This window comes from Phytoactinopolyspora endophytica (assembly GCF_004138495.1).
In the GTDB taxonomy this organism is placed as follows: domain Bacteria; phylum Actinomycetota; class Actinomycetes; order Jiangellales; family Jiangellaceae; genus Phytoactinopolyspora; species Phytoactinopolyspora endophytica.
Map to the genome: position 1 here is coordinate 157,646 of NZ_ML142850.1, position 3,842 is coordinate 161,487.

4 protein-coding genes and 1 pseudogene are annotated in these 3,842 nt (G+C 66.2%); 2 read left to right on the plus strand and 3 right to left on the minus strand.

Translation table 11 applies throughout. The features are described 5' to 3' along the window. Both ELR45_RS36815 and ELR45_RS04070 read right to left on the minus strand, forming a co-directional pair. Positions 1-897 (minus strand): FAD-binding oxidoreductase (locus ELR45_RS36815; protein WP_205855881.1); only part of this gene is annotated, 897 nt, incomplete at its 3' end. Continuing rightward, entirely contained in the window at positions 894-1,856 is a 963-nt protein-coding gene (locus tag ELR45_RS04070; protein ID WP_165367460.1) for an LLM class flavin-dependent oxidoreductase, read from the minus strand. The genes ELR45_RS36815 and ELR45_RS04070, both read right to left, overlap by 4 nt. Before the next feature lie 228 nt (positions 1,857-2,084). Here ELR45_RS04070 and ELR45_RS34550 point away from each other — a divergent pair. Further along, positions 2,085-2,207 (plus strand): annotated as a pseudogene (locus ELR45_RS34550) (SDR family NAD(P)-dependent oxidoreductase); the annotation flags it as partial. A gap of 29 nt (positions 2,208-2,236) precedes the next feature. Then, the gene (locus ELR45_RS34555) at positions 2,237-2,344 is read left to right on the plus strand and encodes an SDR family oxidoreductase (RefSeq protein WP_165367461.1); all 108 of its coding nucleotides are present in this window, start codon (positions 2,237-2,239) and stop codon (positions 2,342-2,344) included. Positions 2,345-2,396: 52 nt separating this feature from the next. On the opposite strand, the gene ELR45_RS04080 is transcribed toward ELR45_RS34555, so the two are convergent. Continuing rightward, a complete protein-coding gene (locus ELR45_RS04080) occupies positions 2,397-3,695 on the minus strand; it encodes an ABC transporter ATP-binding protein (RefSeq protein ID WP_129663679.1) in 1,299 nt (432 codons plus the stop codon). Between the last annotated feature and the right edge of the window lie 147 nt (positions 3,696-3,842).

The window sequence follows — 3,842 nt, forward strand, 5'->3', positions numbered from 1 at the left end:
GGTGGCGATCTCTCGCAAGGGCTTGATGAACCGGGCCCCGTCCTCCGGCGAGCCGACATAAGACAGCCGCACATGTAGCACGAAGCGGCCCCGCAGCTCCTCGCGGACGTCAGGAGCGTCCGGCCACTCCATCATGAAGAACGAGGACGAGAGCTCGTCGGGCACATCCATGACCCAGGTCCGGTACAGGTGCAGCACCTCGCGGACCGACTCGGCGGGGAAGAACAGGCCGCCGCCGTAGAGCTGTGAGACCTCGACCAGGTCTGCCTCAAGTGAGGTCACCACACCGAAGTTGCCCTTGCCGCCGCGCAGCGCCCAGAACAGGTCTGGATTCTCCTCCTCCGAGGCGGTGCGCAACCTGCCGTCCGCGGTAATGACCTCGATGCTGCGGACGTGATCGGCGGCGTAACCATACCGGCGGGCAAGGACGCCGATACCGCCACCGAGTGTGTACGAGACGGCGCCCACGAACGGTGCGGATCCGTTCAGCGGTGCGAGGCCGTAGCGGGCGGCCGTCGTGATGACGTCGCGCCACAGCACCCCCGCCTCCAGCCGGACCGTGCGCCGTTCAGGGTCGATGTCGTGCCCGTCCATTCTCCGCGTTGAGATGAGCAGGGCGTCGTCGTCGGCCGGTAGTGCCACACCGTGTCCTGTGGCCTGGACAGCCACCCCTAGGCCGTGGTCGCGAGCGAAGCGCACCGCAGACTCCACGTCACCTGCGTTCGCGGCGCCGACGATCAGTTTCGGATGGTGCCGCACGGAGCGGTCGAAGCCTTCCGCCTCTTCGGTGTAGCCGGTGTCTCCTGGCAGGAAGACGAGCCCGTCAAGACTCTCGGCAAGCTCCCTGATGGCTCCGAGCAGCTCAGCGGCGCTCGCTGGACTCGTCCGTTCGTTCACCGCAGCTCCATCTCTCCATCGTCCACGGCTGTGCCATTCATGGCCGTGTGCCCCGAGTCCGCAGTGAACTCGAAGGTGGGGTTGCGCCGGGCTCCCACCCGCTCCAGAGCCTCGGCCAGCAGATGCACCTGGTCCAAAGAGCTGCTGGCCGGATACAGCACCACATCGTCGACGCCGGCCCGAGAGAGCACGATCAGCTCGTCGAGCAGACGCTCGTCCGAGTCGATGGAGTCGGCAAGGATAGGTTCATTGTCCTGCGGATCCTTGGACCCGTAGTAATGCGCGACGTACTCGGACATGACATCCGTCGCGTCCGGGCCACAACAGAAGTACCGCCCGGTGAGGATCTGCGGCTTGCCGGATCGATCTGCCTTGGCCCACTCTTCGTTGACGCCGCGGACGCCGTTCGTCAGCAGTTCCCGACTGAGCGTCGGGGCCACCCAACCGTCACCGAAACGGGCCGCCCGGGCATATCCAGCCTGAACAAGGCCAGCGATGAGCAGCCGGGGCCGGCCCGCTCCAGGCAGCGGGGTGGCGCCCGAGATGCTCTTCACATCGCCGTCCCACACGCGGCGCATCTCGGTAAGGGCGTCATCGAAGAGCTTGCCGTGGCCCTTCGTCGGCGCTCCGCTGGCGGCGAAGTCGTCAGGCCAGCCGCCGATGCCCAGGCCCGCGGTCAGGCGGCCTTCAGAGATCAGGTCGATGGTGGCGAGCTGTTTGGCGAACAGGATGGGGTTGTTGCGCCAACCGACGTTCAAGACGCTGGTGAACAGCTGAATTCGCTCGGTCACCGCAGCCGCCGCCCCGAGGGACACCAGCGGGTCGAGGATGTCGTAGATGAGCCGGTCGATCGATCCCAGGGAATGGAAGCCGAGACGCTCGCTGTCCTCCGCCCACTGCCTGATCTCTCGCGGAGGACGCCCGGGAACGGCAACCGACAGACCAATTCCAATCTTCATCTTCACCACCTCAATCTGGGTACCAACGATCCGGACAGCCGATCTCGAGCCGTCGCGGATTCCGGCGGGGACAGACATGACCGTACTCACGGACGGTCGCCGTGGTCTTGAACGAATCGGACGTCCCCCCGTTCACCGCTATGACCCGCCCGTTGACAGACTCGCCCCCTAGGGCGCGGCACTCGTTGTGAAAGAGCTGTGCCCGGCCACGAAGGGTAGGGAGCCCACATGAACCCGTTGACTCTGGTCACCGGCGGCACCCGCGGCATAGGCGCGGCTACCGCGCTCCGCTTGGCGCGCGACGGTCACGACCTCGTGCTCGGCTATGCCCGTGACGATGCCGCGGCTAAGGAGCCGCCGCGAAGGCCGGGGTGGACACGATGACGGTCGGACTGGCCCAGGAGGTGGCGGACACGATCGCGTGGCTGATGAGCGACCACGCGTCGTACATCACCGGCACCACGCTGCGGGTGGCGGGCGGGCGGTGAGCTCACGCCGAACCCTGTGAAGTCGCGGCGCGACGTGTGTGGGCGGCGCCGGTCAGCGCCAGCCGACATCGATGCGGTTGCCCTGCGGGCTGAAGAAGTGCAGCGCCTCCATGTCCACCGCAACCGACAGCGGTGTACCGTTCCGAAGCTGCGGATACGGCGTCAGCCGAACCGCCAGTTCCGCCGAGCGGCGGTGATGCCGGCCAGGGACCGGCTTCAGGTCATTGAGGGTGTCGGTCATCTCCTCGTCGTCGGCGGATCGTGACCCGTCGATCATCCGAGATATGGCCTTTCTGAACGAGTGCAGCCAGCCACCTCTCGGCACACGCGTCGCGCCGCCGGCTCTGGGATCGTCGACCATCGCCGCGGCCGCACCCACGTCGAGAAAGGCCAACGTCTCGTGCCCATGGTGCTCCATCGTGCGCACATGCCCTGCCAGCACGTTGCCCGCCGTACCGGCCGCCACAGGCGTGAGCGACTCGGCACGCACCCCGACGACGATCTGTTCGCTGCGATACCGCGAGAGAATCCGCCGCCGGGGATCGGCCCATGGCATCCGAAGCCGCTGCTCACCCAGGATTAGATCGATGTGGCTTTCCTCCCGGACCTCGACCTTCGCCTCCATCAGGCCCATCCGCGGGCTGCCGAGAAAGGCGGCCACGTACATGGTGGCGGGACGGTTGTACACGGCGGCCGGCGTACCCACGTCCTGCAGGACGCCCTTGCGGAGGATGGCCACCTTGTCGGCCATCGTCAGCGCCTCGGTCTGGTCATGCGTCACGTAGATGACCGTCACCCCGAGTTGCTGCGCAAGACCGGAGATCTCTGTCCGAAGCTCGGCACGCTGTCCAGCGTCGATGTTCGACAGTGGCTCGTCCATGAGAAACAGATCGGGTTCACGGACGATGGCACGCCCCATCGCCACCCGTTGGCGCTGCCCGCCCGAGAGCCGGCCGATCCGTCGCACCAGCAGATCGGCGATCCCCAGTGCGGACGCCGCGTCGACCGTGCGCCGTTGACGTTCCTCGAGCTCGACGCCGGCCTGCCTCAGCGGAAAGCCGATGTTGTCGTTGACGTTCATGTGCGGGTAGAGCGCATAGTCCTGGAACACCATCGCCACTCCGCGCTCGCGCGGGGGCAGATCGTCCGCAGGCTCGCCGTCCATGAGCACGCTGCCGGCGCTCGGCTCTTCTAAACCGGCGATGATCCGGAGCAAGGTCGATTTGCCACATCCCGACGGTCCGAGTAGCACCATGAACTCGCCGTCAGCCACTTCCAGGCTGACGTTGTCCAGTGCGACCGTCCCCCCTGGAAAGATCTTGGTGACATCCTTCAGCGCCACGCCGCTCAAAATGCGCCACCTCCTTGGGTCGCCATGCCGCTAATGGAGCACACGACCACAAAAGGGGCAAAACCGCAATAACAAGGCCGCGCTATGGACGGTACCGCCCCCATAAGACGGCGAACTTTTCGTTCCTCCGCATAGATCGAAACCCTC

Coding starts and splice junctions, on each gene's coding strand:
- ELR45_RS04070 (WP_165367460.1), bottom strand. CDS start 1,856: ATGAAGATTGGAATTGGTCTGTCGGTTGCCGTTCCCGGGCGTCCTCCG.
- ELR45_RS34555 (WP_165367461.1), top strand. CDS start 2,237: ATGACGGTCGGACTGGCCCAGGAGGTGGCGGACACGATCGCGTGGCTG.